The organism is Kitasatospora sp. NPDC056531 (assembly GCF_042794375.1).
Classification (GTDB): Bacteria; Actinomycetota; Actinomycetes; order Streptomycetales; family Streptomycetaceae; genus Kitasatospora.
Genome location: NZ_JBHTTU010000001.1, coordinates 431,554 through 448,109 on the forward strand (window position 1 = coordinate 431,554; position 16,556 = coordinate 448,109).

Genomic DNA, 16,556 nt, shown 5'->3' on the forward strand with positions numbered 1-16,556 from the left:
CTGTGATGTTCCACGAGTTCCCGCCGCCGCCGCGCGCGGCTGAGTTCAGCGAACTGATCAAAACGCGGTTGGAGGAGGTGAAGAGCTCGGGCGGGACTCGGGAGACGGTCACGGTTGACTGGAATGAGCAGCCGTTGCACTCCGAGGTGATTGACCTGCCTCTTGACGGCCTCTACTTCAACCCCAGTACCCATCGTGTCCGCGCGCAGCGCAGCCACGACCCGGCCCGGGACGATGCACTCGACCGGGATCCGTGGAGTGCGGAGAGCCAGGACTACTTGAGGTTCTTGCTCCAGGCAGAGCCGGCGAACCCGAATCGCCGGGACCCCGACTTCGACAAGTTGAAGGAGAGCCTGCAGCAGTTCGGTCAGACCGACCCGGGGCTCGTCACGCACCACGGCATCCTGGTGAACGGCAACACCCGTGCTGCTGCGCTTCGAGAGATCGGTGCGCGGTCGATGCGGGTGGGCGTTCTGCCGGCTTCGTTCACGTGGTCCGACATCAATGCGGTTGAGCTGTCGCTGCAGCTCCGCAAGGACCATCGGCGGGACTACTCGTATCTCAACCGCCTCCTTGCCATGGAGGAGCAGGCGGCCCTCGGCAGGACGCCCGAGGCGATCGCCAAGGAATTCAGGATCCGTCCGGCTACCTACCACCAGGAGAGGTGGATCCTCAGCACGATCCGCGAGCTGATCGACCGAAGCAAGAGCGGTGGTGGCGTGGCTCTTCGGCTGGTCGACTTCGAGGACGACCAGGAGAAGCTCAAGGAGCTCCACCGCCTCTACGAGAAGCTGCAGGGTGTCGAGCGGGACCAGGCAGAGATCCTGAAGGAGACACGGCTGACCGCGATTCTCCTGGGCTTCTCCAAGACGGACGTCCGTCACATCGACGAGGAGTTCCTCCAGCAGGAATACCTCCTTAAGGCGATGCCGCCAGATCTCGTTGCAGTCGCGCAGGGTTCAGAGCCGGAGAGCGTGTCGATTCCTGGCCTTGGAGTCTCCGTGCCAACTGGCACGTCTGGAGTGGCCGCAGCCAGGGCGCTGAACGACCACATCCTTCGGGCCACGGCCGCTGTGCGGAAAGCAGATGGCGAGTTGGGCGAGGGCGGGCAGGCGGGCGCCCAGGCAATCGTCGACAGTGCCAAGGAGGCGTTCAACCAGGCGATTGATGCCGCCGGCCGAGATGCGCGCGTCCGGAAGCGCAAGCAGCTGGCTCCCGCCCGTCTGGCTGAGGCATGCGCTGATATTGACCAGTGCGTTGTGGACCTAGTCCAGGCTCGGACGTCGCGGACTCTTGATGAGGAGGCATTCGATGAGGCGGTGCTGAAGTTGCGTGAAAGCCTCCGGAAGCTGGCTCACCAGGCCGGACGCGGCATGCCGAGCCCGGGAGATGGCGTCTCGTGGCTGATTGAGGCAACCGCAGTGGAAGGCAGCCGATGACCGAGGCAACGGTCGGTCCTTCCCTCCGTCTCGCCTTTGACGAGACGCGCACCAAGGTGGTGCTCAGGACAGTTGAGCACCACCGCGAGGATCTCGTCCGGCTGGTCGCCCGTTTCCGAACGGGCGGCCAGCTTGGCCCACTCTCTGCCTCTGTGGACCTCGATGACCTGCTGACCGGGATCGGAGAGATCAACGGCTGGCCTGATCACGTAGGTGTCCAGTGGGCTCCCGAGCTGCAAGATCTGGTTCTGGGAGTTCTGCAGGATGCCGCCAAGGTCCAGCAACGGCTCGAGTCCTCGCCAGGGCGGGGCGAGGTTAAGCCCAGCGATGTGCTCAACCTCCTTGGAATCGACTGGAAGGCAGAGCTGGGAGAGTTCCAGCGGCGCGATATTGCCAAGCTCCTGTCCTTGCAGCACGGCGCGAACTTCAGTGTCCCGGGCGCGGGCAAGACGCGCGTGGCGCTCGCAGTCTACTCCGCCCAGAAGGCTGCGGGCAGCGTCCGTCGGCTTCTTGTCGTGTGCCCTAAGTCTGCGTATGAGTCCTGGCACTATGAAACTGGCGTGTGTTTCAGATACCCCCTGCGTACCCAGGTCTTCGACCGGACGCTGGATCAGTGGGCTGAAGTACTGATCGTCAACTACGAACGGCTGGACAGGTCGCTGTCCACTCTAAGTGGGTGGCTTTCGTCAGCCCCGTCAATGATCATTCTCGACGAGGCCCACCGGATGAAGCTAGGCGTTCGAGGCACCTACGGCGCTGCCTGCATGGCACTGGGACCTCTTGCGAGGCGGCGGCTGATCCTCACTGGTACGCCGGCACCGAATGGCGCTCGGGACCTGGAGAGCCTTCTTGGCTTTGTCTGGCCAGGGCATGGCCAGCGATCGGTTGCGCGGGCGGTGGCAGGCGGAGACTTGGCATACGCCAGCACGGTCTTGCGACCGCTGTTCACCCGGACCACGAAGCATGAGCTTGGGCTGCCTCCGATGAAGACGGAGAAACGGTACGTCGACATGCCGGAGCTGCATGGCGAGATCTACACCTCGCTGGTCAGCGGCATGCAGACCGGCGCGACTCGGGATGATCTAAGCGCGCTCGGCAGGTCGGCACTCCGCCTGCTGATGGCTGCGACAAGTCCAGCCCTGCTGGTGGAGGGATCGAGCCGGCACGAACCCCTCGCCTACCGGCTGCCGCCGCTGGAAATCCCCCAGAGCGACTCCCTCTTCCCGCTCCTGCAGAACCTCCCGGACTATGAGCTGTCTCCCAAGTACAAGGAGGCTGCCGCGATAGTCGCTGAGAACGCAGAGAAGGGGCGGAAGACGCTCATCTGGACCACGTTTGTGCGGAGCCTGACCACCTTGGCCAAGCTGCTGGAGAAGTTCGCTCCGGCCGTTGTCCATGGCGGAACAGCTGATCGCGACGAACAGCTGAGGCGGTTCCGTGAGGATCCGGCCTGCATGGTGCTGATCTCCAACCCGGCGACGTTGGGCGAAGGCATCAGCCTGCACCAGGTATGCCACGACGCTGTGTACGTGGACCGTGACTTCGTGGCGGGACGCTTCCTGCAGAGCATCGACCGCATCCACCGGCTCGGGCTCGACCGTGAGGCCGAGACCAAGGTGACTGTGCTTGCTGTCCGCAACACGATCGACGAGGTGGTTGAGGTGCGACTCGAGCAGAAGCTCGACTTCATGGGCAAGATCCTTGATGACCCAGCTGTGCAGCAGCTTGCCGACCTGCAAGAGGAGCCGTCGGTTGCTGCCGGGCTGGCACCCAGCGATATTGAGGCCCTTCTGAGTCACATGCGAGCCGGGCAGAGCTGGCACAACTGATAGCGTTGACGGGCGCTGGGGCCACGTGTACCAGCGCTCTTCGACTGCGGTTCCACGGTGAGCGACTGCAACTCGGCAACTCAGTGCCGCCTCTGCGACACTTGAGCAACTTGTTTGCGTCACACCAGGAGGACCGCGCCGATGGCGACCAGCCAGAGCCCGCACACCGACCCACTGATCTCGATCGAGATCTGCGCGGGCGCGGGAGGCCAGGCTGTCGGTCTGCACAGGGCCGGCTTCGAGCACCTGGCTCTGCTGGAGCTGGATCCTCACGCCGTTACGACGCTCGGGGCAAACATTCACCGTTGGCCTGGCTGGAATAAGAGGCGGGCCAATGAACTTGAGCCCATGGATGTCCGAGAGTTTTTGGACTCGGAGCTCTTTAAGAAGCTGGCACTCGAGCCATATCGACTCGATCTCCTCGCGGGAGGGGTGCCATGTCCGCCATTTTCGCTGGCCGGAAAGCAGCTAGGCGAAGACGATGAGCGTGATCTTTTTCCGGACATGCTCAAAATTGTAGACAGGCTTCGCCCAAAGGCTGTCATGATTGAAAATGTCCGTGGGATTCTAGAGCCTCCGCAGGTATTCATCGACTATCGCAGGAGGATTGTCGGCGAGCTCGGAGACATGGGCTATGTCGTGCCAGAGGTCAATCGCGGGTGGTCGCCGCAGCGGCAGGACATGGAGATGCGGAGCGTTTGGCGACGGCTTGATGCGCGAGACTTTGGCGTTCCCCAGCTCAGGCCACGGGCCATCCTTGTGGCGATCCATAAGGATTTCCTGGGTGACAATCGATTCGTTTGGCCGAAGCGTATTATCGGGGATTCAGTTTCGGTCGCTGACGTTCTCCATGACTCCATGCGTGAGCGCTACAGTGCGTTCTGGGAGACGAACGGGGACGGTGAGAAGCCGAAGCCTGGGGAATCTACTGGGGAAGAGGCGTTCAACCGATGGTGGGACATGGCTCAGAAAGCAGAATCGGGTCCGAATGAGGGGGTTGCGCCGACGCTGGTCGGCGGCTCCAAGAAACATGGTGGGGCTGACCTTGGTCCGACTCGAGCCAAGCGTGCATGGAAAGACATGGGAGTCGATGCAACCGGCGTTGCCAATGACGCAGAGGATTGCCATGCTCCTCGAGACTTGTTCCGCAAGAATGGCCCGATGCTAACCGTGGGCCAGGCTGCCCTTATTCAGGGATTCCCTCCCGAATGGGATTTCAAGGGCGGAAAGACGGCGCGTTACCGCCAGGTCGGAAATGCCTTTCCACCGCCAGTGGCAGAGGCTGTGGGGCGGGCTATCGCAGCTGTCTTGCGGCCGGAACGGAGGGCTGCGCTGAGCAAGCGCTATGTGCTGGATGAGGGAGACTGCTCGATGCCAGAAACTGGCGAGCCGCCATTGTTCTAGTTGCCGGGCGCATGCAAATCTGCACGCCGGGAAGCAACCGTGGTGGCAATTTTCTTGGCGCAGACTTCCGATGGCTCATGTTCCCAGAAGCGGAGCACGAGCCAGCCTGCCTCTGTCAACTGCTGATCAGTGTCGCGATCCCGCTCGACATTGCGTGTCACCTTGTCCGACCAGTAGCCCGGGTTGGTTTTGGGTGACACGTAGTGTTCTGGACAGCCGTGCCAATAGCAGCCATCGATGAACACGGCGACTCGTGCTGGCCGGAAAACAATGTCGGCTGTGCGGCGCAGATCCGGTAGCGGGCGGGCAGCGACGCGGTACCTGAGGCCCTTGGCGTGCAGCAGCTGGCGAATGACTCGCTCGGGCTTGGTGTCGCGTGACCTAATCGCCTGCATGTTCCGGCGCCGGGCTGCCGAGGATGCCCACGAGCCCGGTGGCGGTTCCCAACCCGAAGAATCGCGCATGCGGTCAGTCTCCCAGGTTTCCGGGCCACAGTGCGGCCGCCCTGGTGAAGCATGCGTGGTTGGGAAGCCGGTTCGACCTGTCACAGTGGGGTGGCACGGCGCGCTGCGAACAGGATGCGGGTACCGCCGTCGCGTACGCCCGGGCTCGCGCAGGCGGCCGTCTCGTAGACGAGGAAGCGTTCCCACAGGCGGGGTGAGCGTTCGAGGCCAGCCAGGATCGCCGGGTCTTCGAGGCTTGCCCAGTTGCTGGCGGATCCTGCGAGGACCTCACCGCCGCACTGCGTTACGAGCCCAAGAGTGATCATGCTGGCTGCTGCCATCATGATCACTTGGCGATGAACCAGCAGGTCAGGACGTTGCACCGTGATCCACGATCCCGCCCGTTGGGAGCCAACTCCCCTTGGATCGCTGCCTTCTCTCGCCATCGAGTGGCGGTCGGCTGCGTGTACACCGCCCAGGGCTTCGAGTACGACTGGAGCGGCGTCATTCTCGGGCCGGACCTCATATGGCGAACCGATCGCTGGATCACCGACCGGACGGCGTCCAAGGACCCTGTCTTCCGCAAGTCCACCACCGACGCCGACATCGATCGTCTGATCCGCAACACCTACAAGGTACTTCTGACGCGAGGGATGATCGGCACAGTCGTGTACTCGACGGATCCGGAGACGCGCGCCAAATTGCGGGAACTGGTAACCGGGCAGCGCGGCCCGGAGCCCGGGTGCGAGCCTGCCGGTGGCTCCGCTTGAACGAAGGATCCGAACGCCGCTTCCGGGACTCCCCGGACCTTGGTTGGTTCGGATCTCCCACACTCCGCCACTGACCAAGTGGTGGAATGGGTCAGCGAGGGTTGTCGGGTGCGACGGTCCGTACTCGGCGAGCAGCCGCTTGAGCTTCTCCTCAACCTCGCTGTAGCGCAGTTCGCCGTCGGTGTCCTGTTGGTAGCCGCCAAGGGCGTAACAGCAGCAGCAACGGCTTGCGTGGAGCGCGGACGCCGTTGTTCGTCCAGCGCCTCAGCCTCGCCACCTGATCGAGCCAGTCCATGGCCGCCAGGGTGGTTCGCGATACAGCCGGGGGATCACTGTTAGCCGATCAGCCGAGGTAGGGGTAGGTGCCGGCGAGGTAGTCGCCGATCTGCTGGCGCATGCTGGGGTGGATGTCGTACTGGTCGAGGTCGGCGGGGTGGACGAAGCGGACGCCGTCGGCCTCGTCGTTGATCGTAGGATCGCCGCCGATGGGGCGGCCGATGTAGGCGTTCTCGTACTGCTGGCGGATCTCGCCGTCGGTGTACGCGACGATGTGGTTGGGGTTGGTGTAAACGCCGAGGAAGCCGGTGATCTCAGCGATGATGCCAGCCTCCTCCAGGCACTCGCGCACGGCACACTCGGCGGCAGTCTCACCGATGTCCTGCGCGCCGCCGGGCAGGGCCCACTGGCCGGTGTCACGACGGCGCTGGAGCAGGATCGCGCCGCTGTCGTCGACGACGAGCAGGTTGCTGGCGGGAATAAGGGTATTGGCCTTGGGGGCGTTCGGGTCGTTGTAGTACTCGGTCCTGCCCATGTGCGGTGGACCCCTCCTGGTCAGACGGCGGGCACCGGCCTACCGGTGTTCAGCAGTGAACCGTTCCAGAGTAGGGAAGGCGCCGGTGTCGATCGTGTTGGACGACTCATACTGATCAAGTCCCATCGTGAGGAGGGCGCGGCGGTACTGCCACTTGATGTGCTTGTCGTGCCGTGCGGGATCGGTGGGCCGCATGAGGGCGAGGAAGAAGAAGCACTTGACGAGCAGGAAGTCGCCCAGGTGCTCGCTCACGCGCCGCCCGATCAGGGATGCGGTGGTCTCGTCGAGTGCGGCGGTGTAGGCGGCGCGCTGCTCCGGGGTGATCGTGTAGCCCTTGCCTCCGCCCTTGAAGGCCACGATGTCGAGCGCGGGGTAGACGTCATAGCCGAGCGGGACCGGTCCGTGATGCTGCCAGTCGATGACCCCGGCCCGGAGGGCGTTGGGCAGGCCGTAGTCCAGGTGGCCGTGCACCATCGGAAGTTGAGCCAGCCGGTCGAGGGCGTGCTTGACCGCCTCGTGAACCCGGGGGATGTCGAAGTCCGGGTTCTCCTCAAAGACCTCGGGTGCGAAGGCCGCCTTCTCGAACCACGGGGTCGAGGGTAAGGGGTGCCTCGCCTGGGCCTGCAAGAGACACGAGGCAACAGCAGCAGCCGTGCTGATCACCTGGTGGCTGACCTGCCCGTCCCGCCTGGTATCGGCCAAAGCCTCCTCGTGCAGCGAGGTATCACCGATGGCTCGCTCGACAACGAAGTAGCTTCCGTCTTCGGACCCGCTGTCGACGATCTCCGGGACGGGGTAACCCAGGCCGGCGGCCACCTGCTGGAACTCGCACTCCGCCCGCAGGTCCTCGCCGCCGATTCGCTTGTAGAGCAGACCGTCGGCTGACCTCAACACCGCGCCTTCAGTGGCGGTTCTGGCCTTCACGAACTCCCAGTCGCTCATCCATCCATCCTTCCGTAGCGCCGAGTTGGCGCGGAGCAGGTACGACCGTGTCGGGCAGGTCGCGTGTGGCTGGACAGAGGTGAACGAGACCGAAACTGAAACCAGGCGACCGGCCGTGGCAGCCCTTGGTGGCTAAGGGGCCTACTTCGGAACGTCGCCAGCGAGCCACCCATCCACTACCGAGAGTGCAAGGGCTTCCTGGAGCCAGGGGGTTGTCTTGATGATCTTGATGAGGAGCTCGCGGGCCTGGTCGGGCGGGAGTAGCTCCGAGATCACATGGCTGCCGTCGCCGAGTTGGCTCCCGCTCGCGCAGTCGATGTAGATATCCACGAGGCCCTGCCTGGTCGGCCCCACGCCGATGAACGCCGTGCCGCTTGCCAGAGACTTGCCGACCTTGATCAAGTTCTGTTGAGGTCCAGACACCGAGGTGTTGGCCGATCGCGTGCCTGCGGTTGGCAGCGGTCCTCCCCAAGCGCGCTCGGTGAGTTCACCCCAGACTCCGGCGGCGACGGTACGAGGATCTACGCCTTCGGATGGGGCGCAGGCCTTGTACACACCATCGGGCTGCTCTGATCGATCGTGATCCTTGATCCAGAAGACACGGCGAGCGAACCGAAAAGGTGCCTCGCCCGCAGGCGCGTCCGGTTTGAGCACCGAGTACCCCACCCGTCGGCCATGCCCGTTCCAGCGGACAGGGCCGCGACGGGTGCTGGCCGCCACCTCCAGATATTCGCGCACGTAGTCGAGGTTGCCGATGCTCTCAGTCCAGACAATGCCGTCCTCGTGGCGGATGAGATCTGGGTCCCTGTTCATGAATGCCCCTCCCGAGTAGACCGTGGCAAGCTTGCCCCCGGCCTGCTGGCGCGAACCGCCCGGACTCCCTGTCTCGTCTTCAAGTCGACCGTGTTCGGAATGGGCCTGACGAGAGAGTCAACGGGGCAGGGCCAGGAGACTCTTGAGAGAGCGCCGGCGGGAGTCCCGTTTTCGCACTTGGCAGCCTTCTCCGGTTCTATGGTCGTGTCGTGGACCTCATAGAGATCGCCCCCGGGGTGACGGCAACGCCCCGGTTCGTAGCGCACGAGAGCAGCGTAGGCACACTCGCGCGAATCCGTGGAACGCACCCGAGGTATGGGTTTGCCCGAGACTTCCTGCCGCGCTCTGGTTCGCCGCGGGGATGGGCCGTTCCGGAGAATGGACTGTACGAGTGGCGAGTTCGCAGTGATGATCGCGATGGTGCTCGATTCTTCGTCGTGAAGGGCATGTTCAAACGCAGGGTGATCCTTATATCGCAGGAAGCCGCAGCTGCTCTCGCCAATCGCATGGGCTCGCGAGCCACTTGATCAGTTACGCCAGGCGCCGGACCTGGGAGGCCGGCTCCTGCACGCAGGGGTTGTGTTCTGCGGCTGGTCAGTAGGCCCAGGTTGAACCTGTACCCCGGTACTCCTCGACCGGGATCGGGTGGACGTCGGGGCGCATGCGGTCGGTGTAGAGGAGGCCGTCGAGGTGGTCGATCTCGTGGGCGATGAGGCGGGCGAGGCCGAACTCGTAGGTGACAGTAGTGATGGCGCCGTCGAGGCTCGTGGCGGTGACCTCCATGCGGAGGGGGCGGGGGACCATGCCGCGGACGTCGAAGAAGCTGAGGCAGCCCTCGTACTGTTCGTCGGTCTCCTCGGAGACGGCGGTGATCTCCGGGCTGAGCAGGATGATCGGGTCGGCGCCGGCGGTCGGGGGCAGGACGAGGGCGGCGGCGCGGGGGATGCCGATCTGCGGGGCGGCGAGGCCCATGCCCTTGGCGAAGGAGTGGACGCGGCCGATCTGCTCGACGGCGGCGAACAGTTCGTCGATCACGGCCTGGGCGGCGGCGTGTTCGGTGGGGAGGTCGAAGGGCTCGGCGGGGCGGTTGAGGATGGGGGTGCCCTGCTGGACGACGCCGAGGGACTGCATCTGCTGGCTGGGACGCACCTTGATCACCTGTTCCCGTGGTCTGCGTCTGGCTTGGGGCTGCCAGGAGCGAGTGTGGAAAAGCAGGACCGCGATGGCCCGGGCGAAGTGCTGGGGCCCCGTTCGGCGCGGCGACTGACGCGAAGCCAAGCGGACCTCTGATCCACGCTACCGGCGGTGCCCTGCTGCCTTCCCTGTTTCGTCTCTGCGCATGGCGGTCATCGACAACTCGGCAAGGCGCGGGAGGAATTTCACGTCGAGCTGTTCCGCCGGGTGCAGGAGGCCACGCTCGCAGGTCTCAGCGATCCACATCGCGCAGTTAGCTCGCGGGTAGGCGGGGTTGATGCCGACCTCTCCCTTCGGGACCGTCCCGTTGAACGGGGCGGGGATGCCCTCGGTGTTCCAATAAGCCCATGCCTCCATGGCCTTGGCCTGCTCGAAGGCGAGGTAGAGCTGCGGGTAGCGGTCGATGACCCGTAGGTCGCGAAAGACGAGCTGTCCCAGCAGCCCCGGCGCCGCTTTGGTGAGAGTGTCGAAGTCCGAGTGGTGGAAGGTGAAGGAGGCCGCGTCCTGACCGGGGGCGAGCGCCACGGTGGCGAACAGGTGCGACAGGCGCCTCCTCGTGTACTGGGCGACTCCGGCGGTGAGGCCGGTCTCGATCCGGCCGATGAGCTCAAGGAGGCGGTTGCATCCTGGGTTGAAGCGGGACAGGTCGAAGAGCTTGTCCATGCCCTGGACGGCGGTGAAGGCGAGCTGCTTGTAGAGGCGGTTGTTCATCTCTCCAAGCTGGGCGTACGCCTTGGTCTCGTGGCTGGTGGAGTAGAGCATCAGGTACTCGGAGAGCACCTCGAAGTAGAGGTAGCCGAGGAACGGGAACGTCGGCACGGTGGCGGCGAGCTGGTCGATGAAGTAGGCGTCCGACGTTGGTGTTCCGGTGGCGTTGGCGAGGGCGGTGTCGAGGAAGGGCGCCGCCGCCTGGATGCGTCGCAGGACCGTCTGGCGGAGCTGGGTGTCCTCGTGCTCGGTGAGGAAGCTGCGGTGGGTGAGGTAGGTCCGCAGGTGGATGGCGCCGAGGCGGAGGTAGTCGATTCCCTTGGGTGGGACCGGGGCGTCGGGGGTGATCTCGAAGACGAGCGTGCGGGTGTGCTTCTTGGTTTCCAGGAGGTAGGAGCCGAGGTTGTGGGGGCGTAGGCCGGCGGGCTCCGGTGTGAGGGGCGCGCAGTAGAGGGCGGCGACGAGGCAGCCGGTGGAGGCGTAGAGGTGGCCGCTGGCGCGGATGGCGTCGAGGGCGACGGTGGTGTGCATCAGGTGGATGGGGCGGCCAGAGGCGAGGGTCTCGGTCATGGCGTTGCCGTGTAGGAGCCAGCCGTTGGGGGTTTCGTGTTCGAGGTGGGATCGCCAGTCGGCTTCGGTCTCGGTGAGGCCGGCGGGTCCGGGGTGGGTGGGGGTGGTGGTGTGGTCGGTGTGGGCGTTGTCCCATTCGGCATGCATGGCGCGGCCTCCTTCTAGCGGGTGGGGTCGAGAATCTGGCGGGCGTGGATGAGCGCTCCGTGGTTGGTGGCGCCGTCGAGGCGGGCTTGTTCGCTGCGGATGACCAGGGCGTGGGCGACGGCATGGAGCCAGTCGGGCGGCACGATCCGTAGGTGGGACGGGTCAGGCCACCAGCGGGCGAGGGGGAGCCGGTAGCGGTCCAGGCAGTCGGCGGCCTTGAGCAGGTCGATCAGGTGCGGTGCTCGCTGGTAGAGCTGGTTCTGCTGCGGGGTGAAGCGCTCGTACGGCACGTCGTGGAGGCTGATCGCGGTAGCGGCCTGCACGAGGGCGTCCTGCGGCAGCTCCCGGCCGACCAGGCTGGTGACGGCGGCGTGGTTGCGGGTGAACCAGGCCGCTGCCCGCCGGCCGTGGCCGGGGTCGTCGCGGTCGTTGTGGCGCTGACAGTCGTGGACGGCTGCGGCGGCGCACAGCGCGGCTCTGTGGTCGCGGTCGAGTCCGTACTCCTGGGCGAGGATCGACGAGAGCAGCGAGACGCGGGCGTTGTGCCGGACGCCGTGGATCGAGTCGGCGCACCGGGGCTCCGCGAACCAGGTGACGTCCGGTACCAGCATGAGCGGCGGGTGTGGCAGGGTGGGCGGCGCGGCGGAGACCTCGGGCCGCATCCCGGCGATCCAGTTCAGTGTGGATTGGTCCATGACCTGGTGGTCCGGAAGCATCCGGTTCTCGGCGAGTTCTCTGAGCGACGCGGCGCCCGAGCGGTGCGTTCGTGAGGTCATGTCTGCTTCCTCGAAGGGATGGGTTCGGTGGGCGTCAAGCTGGGCGTGGCGGTCCTGACCATGGGCACGCGGCCGAAGGAACTCGCCGAGCTGCTGGCCTCGGTGGAAATGCAGACCGTCAAGCCGGCGCGGACGGTGGTGATCGCCCAGGGCTGCCCGCTGCCGGAGCTGCCGGCGTGGGTGGAGGGCGTCGAGCTGGCCGAGAACCTCGGGGTGACCGGCGGCCGAAACGTGGCGCTGGAGCACCTGCGTGACGCGGACGTGGTGATCGACCTAGACGACGACGGCCTGCTGGTCGCCGACGACGTGTTCGCGAGGATCGAGGCCCTCTACGAGGCCGACCCCCGGCTGGGCATCGTCTCCTTCCGGATCGCCGACGAGACCGGGCTGACCCAGCGCCGCCACGTCCCCCGGCTGCGGGCCGGCGATCCGATGCACGGCGGCGAGGTGACCAGCTTCCTCGGAGGCGGCCACGGACTGTCGACGAAGATGCTGCAGCAGGTTGGAGACTGGCCGGACGCATTCTTCTTCGCGCACGAGGAGACCGACATGGCCTGGCGGGCGCTCGACGCGGGCTGGCGGGTGCTGTACGTCCCCGAGCTGCTGCTGCAGCACCCGCGGACCAGCCCGACCCGGCACTCCTTCTTCTACCGGGTGAACGCCCGCAACCGCGTGTACCTCGCGCGCCGGCACCTGCCCGCTGTGCTGGTACCGGTCTACCTCGGCGTGTGGGTGGCGCTCACCATCACCCGCACCCGGGACATGGCCGGTCTGAAAGCGTGGTTCGCGGGCTTCGTCGAGGGCTGGCGCACACCGTGCGGTCGGCGCAAGCCGATGCGCTGGCGCACGGTGTGGACCATGACCCGGCTCGGCCGGCCCCCGATCATCTAGGCCGCAGCGGCTCGGGGCATCCATTCCGGGATCGCGCTGGGGTTCGCCTGCAGCCAGGCCACGTACCGGGCGACGCCCTCCTCGATGCTGGTGGTCGGTCGCCAGCCCAGCAGCTCCTCCATCCGTTCGACGGAGGCGTACCCGCCTTCGGGGTCACCGGGTGGCATCGGCGTCTCGACGAGTTGCGTGTCGGGGTAGTGGGCGCGGACCAGTTCGGCGACCTGCCGGATCGACGTGCCGGTGCCCGTGCCGATGTTGACCGTCTCGTTGTGGGCGCGGGGCGCGACCAGCGCGTGCAGGGTGCCGGTGGCGATGTCGTCCACGTGGACCAGGTCGCGGATCTGGTGGCCGCCGCCGTTGAGGTGCAGCGGCAGCCCGAGCGCGGCCCGCATGGCGAACCAGGCGACCACCCACGAGTGGCTGTTCTCCTTGACGACCTGCGGCTCGCCGTAGACGGAGAAGTACCGCACTACGGCGTACGAGGTGCCGGCGTCGCCGAGCACGGCGGCGGTCTGGTACTCGCCCCAGACCTTGCTGTTCCCGTACACCGAGACCGGGGAGACGGCCGTGCCTTCGGTGAACTGCGCGGGCACGTGGTCGTGCACGGGCTCCGGCGAGGTGCCGTTGCCGTAGACGCTGGCGGAGGAGACGAACACCATCCGCTGCACCTGGTCCGAGGCGGCCACGGCGTCGAGCACGCGCTGGGTGCCGATGATGTTGGTGTCGATGGCATCGAGCGGGCGGCGCGTGCAGGCGGCGACGTCGGCCAGGGCGGCGGCGTGGATCACGTAGTCGCAGCCGGAGATCGCCTCGCTCATCAGCTCCGGGTCGGCGATGTCGCCGACGATGAAGTCCGGCTCGGTGGTGTTGATGCCGAACCGGTCGCGGTAGACCTCGGGCGGGTAGGCGTCGAGCCTGCACACCGAGATGGGGCGGGCGCCGAGCCGGCGGATCTGGGAAGTGATGCGGCTGCCGATGAGGCCGCCCGCTCCGGTGACCAGCACGGTCTTTCCTGAAAGCTGTTCGAGGGACAAGGGAGCTCCTCTGCTCGGTGGTTGATCAGCCCTCGCGGTGCTGCGGGCACTTGCAGATGGGCCAGGTCGCGGATGCGTGGTAGGCCGCCACGTCGGGTTCCGAGTCGACGAGGACGACTCCGGAGTCGTCGTAACGGGTGCCGTCGGCCGCGACCCTGAAGGTCCGGATGTACAGGCCCTGGCGCCGTTCGGCGGGGAGCTTGAAGTCCGGGGAGTTCTCGTTCTTCACGCCGCCGACTCCCGGTACTGCTTGCGGCGACGCCGTCCAAGAGCGAGCTGACGCAAGACCTGGGCGCGCCTTCGGGCACGTTCCCGGTCCGGAACGAAGACCGCAGCCCGGTCGCCGGCCCGAATGCAGAGGTCCACGGTGTTCACGTCGCACCCCCGGACCTGATGCCCCTGGTCACGTCGCAGGGCCACGGGCTCCCGCACCGCACGCACTGCCCGTTCTCGCTGCGGTGCTCGTCCAGCAGCATGCGGGTGTTAGTCGCCGTGGTGCTCTCGGTCGTCCAACTCGCAGACCGGCGCGGGGCCGGCGGGTTGGGGTCCACCAGTGTGGAGGAGCCGTTGAGTCTCCACGGGTGCTGTGTGCGGTCGGCAGTCGTCATCAACCTCTCCGGGTTCGCGAACTGGCGCGGCTGCCCGTCGGCGTCGAGGGACGCAACGACCGAGCTGCCGCAGACGGCCGCGCCGCGGGCTCCCTGCCGGTGTCGGCTGCACCCTGCGGAGCGGCATGTCAGTTAGTGAACCGCCCAACCGCTACCAGGAGTACGGTGTTGGACACGCAATGCGGTTTAAGCGGTTTAACGGCCAGTCAGGCAGGTGGGCGTTGGCGTCGGCGAAGGAACCGAACGAGAAGCTGCGGGCGCTCATCGACGAGACGAAGCTCTCGGGTGATGCGATCGCGCGCCTGGTCAAGCGGGTTGCGGCAGAGCACGACGAGTTTCCGGAGACCAACAAGTCGAGCATCACGCACTGGAAGAACGGCGGCCAGCCGTCCGGGAACGTCGGGCTGTTCCTGGCCGAGGCATTGGGCCGTGCGCTGGGCGGCCGGGTCGTGACCCTGGAAGAGATCGGCTTGATCGCCCCCTCGCCCCAAGTTCCCGACTGGGACGCCGATACGCTGGGCGCGCTGGCCGAACTCGGGAGAACCGACGTGGACGTGGAACGCAGGCGGGCGCTGGGGATGGCGGTCTACTCGGTGGGCGCCCTCTCGCTACCCGGCGAGGACTGGTGGAGCCGCATGTCCGAGCGGGGCAGCGCGCGCAGCTCGGCCGCAACGCGACGGGTCGGCCCCGGAGACCTCGCCGCCGTCCGGGACATGACCACGCTGTTCTCCCAGGTGGACCAACGGCGTGGCGGCGCCCACGCCTGGACGTCCGTGGTGCAGTACCTGACCACCGACGTCACCGCCTACCTGCGCGGGAAGTTCGCCGACGAGCGCGTTCGCCGTGACCTCTTCTCCTCCGTCAGCGAACTTGCCTACCTGGCAGGCTGGATGGCGTTCGACAGCGGTCGACACGCGACCGCGCAGCGGTACTTCACCGAAGCCGTGAAACTGGCGGCCGAGGCCGGCGACCCACCCATGGCCGCCCACGTGCTGCGAGCGATGGCACACCAGGCGATCGACCTCGGGCACCACCAGCAAGCGCTGGCCCTGGCCGCCGCGTCCGTCGACGGCGACCGGTACACGCTCGCCTCCCCACGGGAGCGCGCGCTCCTGGGCGTCGTCCACGCCCGGAGCCTGGCCGCTGCCGGGCGCAAGAACTCCGCCGCCAAGGCGTTGCTGCGGGCAGAGGACGATCTGTCCGCCGCCAGCGACGGCATCGCGGAACCGGACCGGGTGTTCTTCTTCGGCGAGGCCAGCCTGGCCCACGAGACCGCGTGTGCCCTGCGCGACATAGGAGACCTCGACGGCTCCGTCCGCGAGTTCCACCACAGCGTCCGCACCCGCAAGACGACGAAGTTCACCCGCACCCACGCGGTGACGCTGGGATATCTCGGCTCTGTGTACGCGCAGATGAACAACATCGACCGCGCCTGCTCCACTTGGTCACAGGCGCTCGACGCCATGGACGGCGTACGGTCCGGCCGCACCCGGCAGGCCGCCGCCGACATGCGCGCCCTGCTCTCCCCTTACCGCCGACGCGGCACCTCGACCGTCAGCGAGATCGACGCACGCGCTGCCGCGTATCTGTCCGAAACAGCCTGATGAGGAGTCACTGATGGCAGACCGTGAGACGTTCGAGGTCGAGGCCCTCGGCCACGTGGTCGGCGGCCGGACCGAACCCACCGACGACTTCTGGGGCGGTACCCGGGCGGTCATCCGGCTCGACGGATCCCTCTTCACACCCGACGCCACCAAGGGCCTGGAGGACTTCTCGCACCTGGAGGTCGCCTTCCGGTTCCACCTCACCGATCCGACCGATCTGAACCTCGGAGCCCGTCGACCCCGGGACAACCCGGACTGGCCGGAGGTCGGGATCTTCGGGCACCGCAATATGCGGCGCCTGAACTGGCTCGGGGTGTCGCGCTGCCGCCTGATCAAGGTCGACGGCCTGGACCTCCACGTCGAAGACCTCGACGCGGTGGACGGCACCCCGGTCCTGGACGTGAAGCCGTGGTTTGCCGAAATGGGGCCGCGCGGAGAGCACCGCCAGGCCGACTGGACCACCATCATGCTCCGCGACTACTTCGCGCCAGCAGTCAGCGACTGACAGGGGCGAGGTTCACCAAAGCTGCAGGCCGCCACTGCTCAGTGGCGGCCTGCAGCTTTGGGCCGGTC

Annotated in this window: 16 protein-coding genes and 2 pseudogenes; 7 read left to right on the top strand and 11 right to left on the bottom strand. The window is 66.5% G+C overall.

The features are described from left to right. The first annotated feature begins 5 nt into the window (after positions 1-5). From ACFQ87_RS02160 to ACFQ87_RS02170, 3 genes are all read left to right on the top strand, one after another. On the top strand, positions 6-1,439 hold the full coding sequence (locus tag ACFQ87_RS02160; protein ID WP_380608622.1) for a ParB N-terminal domain-containing protein: 1,434 nt from the start codon (positions 6-8) through the stop codon (positions 1,437-1,439). Further along, the gene (locus ACFQ87_RS02165; protein ID WP_380608623.1) at positions 1,436-3,268 is read left to right on the top strand and encodes a DEAD/DEAH box helicase; all 1,833 of its coding nucleotides are present in this window, start codon (positions 1,436-1,438) and stop codon (positions 3,266-3,268) included. The genes ACFQ87_RS02160 and ACFQ87_RS02165 overlap by 4 nt, the downstream gene beginning before the upstream one ends. A 141-nt stretch (positions 3,269-3,409) precedes the next feature. Further along, a complete protein-coding gene (locus tag ACFQ87_RS02170; RefSeq protein WP_380608624.1) occupies positions 3,410-4,672 on the top strand; it encodes a DNA cytosine methyltransferase in 1,263 nt (420 codons plus the stop codon). Here ACFQ87_RS02170 and ACFQ87_RS02175 read toward each other — a convergent pair. Further along, positions 4,669-5,136 (bottom strand): very short patch repair endonuclease, encoded by a 468-nt coding sequence (locus ACFQ87_RS02175; RefSeq protein WP_380608625.1) that lies wholly within the window; start codon positions 5,134-5,136, stop codon positions 4,669-4,671. The two genes, ACFQ87_RS02170 and ACFQ87_RS02175, sit on opposite strands and share 4 nt — an antisense overlap. A gap of 80 nt (positions 5,137-5,216) precedes the next feature. Further along, entirely contained in the window at positions 5,217-5,465 is a 249-nt protein-coding gene (locus ACFQ87_RS02180; RefSeq protein ID WP_380608741.1) for a hypothetical protein, read from the bottom strand. Positions 5,466-5,570: 105 nt separating this feature from the next. On the opposite strand from ACFQ87_RS02180, the pseudogene ACFQ87_RS02185 reads away from it, so the two are divergent. Then, positions 5,571-5,885, top strand: a pseudogene (locus ACFQ87_RS02185) (DNA/RNA helicase domain-containing protein); the annotation flags it as partial. Here ACFQ87_RS02185 and ACFQ87_RS02190 read toward each other — a convergent pair. The 7 genes and pseudogenes from ACFQ87_RS02190 to ACFQ87_RS02220 form a co-directional block, all read right to left on the bottom strand. Beyond that, positions 5,838-6,180: pseudogene (locus ACFQ87_RS02190) on the bottom strand (restriction endonuclease); the annotation flags it as partial. The pseudogenes ACFQ87_RS02185 and ACFQ87_RS02190 sit on opposite strands and share 48 nt — an antisense overlap. Before the next feature lie 48 nt (positions 6,181-6,228). After that, the gene (locus tag ACFQ87_RS02195) at positions 6,229-6,696 is read right to left on the bottom strand and encodes an NUDIX hydrolase (protein WP_380608626.1); all 468 of its coding nucleotides are present in this window, start codon (positions 6,694-6,696) and stop codon (positions 6,229-6,231) included. A 39-nt stretch (positions 6,697-6,735) separates the two neighbouring features. After that, positions 6,736-7,638 carry a phosphotransferase gene (locus tag ACFQ87_RS02200; RefSeq protein ID WP_380608627.1) on the bottom strand — a complete coding sequence of 301 codons (903 nt, stop codon included), beginning with the start codon at positions 7,636-7,638 and terminating at the stop codon, positions 6,736-6,738. A 141-nt stretch (positions 7,639-7,779) separates the two neighbouring features. Further along, a complete protein-coding gene (locus ACFQ87_RS02205) occupies positions 7,780-8,451 on the bottom strand; it encodes a DUF6009 family protein (protein WP_380608628.1) in 672 nt (223 codons plus the stop codon). Between the two features lie 594 nt (positions 8,452-9,045). After that, on the bottom strand, positions 9,046-9,600 hold the full coding sequence (locus ACFQ87_RS02210; RefSeq protein WP_380608629.1) for a peptide deformylase: 555 nt from the start codon (positions 9,598-9,600) through the stop codon (positions 9,046-9,048). 147 nt (positions 9,601-9,747) lie between these two features. Further along, entirely contained in the window at positions 9,748-11,070 is a 1,323-nt protein-coding gene (locus ACFQ87_RS02215) for a hypothetical protein (RefSeq protein ID WP_380608630.1), read from the bottom strand. Positions 11,071-11,084: 14 nt separating this feature from the next. Beyond that, positions 11,085-11,846 carry a hypothetical protein gene (locus tag ACFQ87_RS02220; protein ID WP_380608631.1) on the bottom strand — a complete coding sequence of 254 codons (762 nt, stop codon included), beginning with the start codon at positions 11,844-11,846 and terminating at the stop codon, positions 11,085-11,087. 18 nt (positions 11,847-11,864) lie between these two features. Between ACFQ87_RS02220 and ACFQ87_RS02225 the strand changes: the two genes are divergently transcribed. Further along, the gene (locus ACFQ87_RS02225) at positions 11,865-12,737 is read left to right on the top strand and encodes a glycosyltransferase family 2 protein (RefSeq protein ID WP_380608632.1); all 873 of its coding nucleotides are present in this window, start codon (positions 11,865-11,867) and stop codon (positions 12,735-12,737) included. Here ACFQ87_RS02225 and ACFQ87_RS02230 read toward each other — a convergent pair. Continuing rightward, positions 12,734-13,771, bottom strand: coding sequence for an NAD-dependent epimerase/dehydratase family protein (locus ACFQ87_RS02230; protein ID WP_380608633.1), 1,038 nt, complete (start codon positions 13,769-13,771; stop codon positions 12,734-12,736). The genes ACFQ87_RS02225 and ACFQ87_RS02230 overlap by 4 nt on opposite strands. A 25-nt stretch (positions 13,772-13,796) precedes the next feature. Continuing rightward, positions 13,797-14,000, bottom strand: coding sequence for a hypothetical protein (locus tag ACFQ87_RS02235; protein ID WP_355672218.1), 204 nt, complete (start codon positions 13,998-14,000; stop codon positions 13,797-13,799). A 600-nt stretch (positions 14,001-14,600) separates the two neighbouring features. On the opposite strand from ACFQ87_RS02235, the gene ACFQ87_RS02240 reads away from it, so the two are divergent. Both ACFQ87_RS02240 and ACFQ87_RS02245 read left to right on the top strand, forming a co-directional pair. Beyond that, positions 14,601-15,983, top strand: coding sequence for a Tat pathway signal protein (locus ACFQ87_RS02240; RefSeq protein WP_380608634.1), 1,383 nt, complete (start codon positions 14,601-14,603; stop codon positions 15,981-15,983). A 13-nt stretch (positions 15,984-15,996) separates the two neighbouring features. Continuing rightward, on the top strand, positions 15,997-16,488 hold the full coding sequence (locus ACFQ87_RS02245; RefSeq protein WP_380608635.1) for a TrmO family methyltransferase: 492 nt from the start codon (positions 15,997-15,999) through the stop codon (positions 16,486-16,488). Positions 16,489-16,556 lie beyond the last annotated feature (68 nt).

Coding starts and splice junctions, on each gene's coding strand:
- ACFQ87_RS02160 (WP_380608622.1), top strand. CDS start 6: ATGTTCCACGAGTTCCCGCCGCCGCCGCGCGCGGCTGAGTTCAGCGAA.
- ACFQ87_RS02165 (WP_380608623.1), top strand. CDS start 1,436: ATGACCGAGGCAACGGTCGGTCCTTCCCTCCGTCTCGCCTTTGACGAG.
- ACFQ87_RS02170 (WP_380608624.1), top strand. CDS start 3,410: ATGGCGACCAGCCAGAGCCCGCACACCGACCCACTGATCTCGATCGAG.
- ACFQ87_RS02175 (WP_380608625.1), bottom strand. CDS start 5,136: ATGCGCGATTCTTCGGGTTGGGAACCGCCACCGGGCTCGTGGGCATCC.
- ACFQ87_RS02195 (WP_380608626.1), bottom strand. CDS start 6,696: ATGGGCAGGACCGAGTACTACAACGACCCGAACGCCCCCAAGGCCAAT.
- ACFQ87_RS02200 (WP_380608627.1), bottom strand. CDS start 7,638: ATGAGCGACTGGGAGTTCGTGAAGGCCAGAACCGCCACTGAAGGCGCG.
- ACFQ87_RS02205 (WP_380608628.1), bottom strand. CDS start 8,451: ATGAACAGGGACCCAGATCTCATCCGCCACGAGGACGGCATTGTCTGG.
- ACFQ87_RS02215 (WP_380608630.1), bottom strand. CDS start 11,070: ATGCATGCCGAATGGGACAACGCCCACACCGACCACACCACCACCCCC.
- ACFQ87_RS02220 (WP_380608631.1), bottom strand. CDS start 11,846: ATGACCTCACGAACGCACCGCTCGGGCGCCGCGTCGCTCAGAGAACTC.
- ACFQ87_RS02225 (WP_380608632.1), top strand. CDS start 11,865: ATGGGTTCGGTGGGCGTCAAGCTGGGCGTGGCGGTCCTGACCATGGGC.
- ACFQ87_RS02245 (WP_380608635.1), top strand. CDS start 15,997: ATGGCAGACCGTGAGACGTTCGAGGTCGAGGCCCTCGGCCACGTGGTC.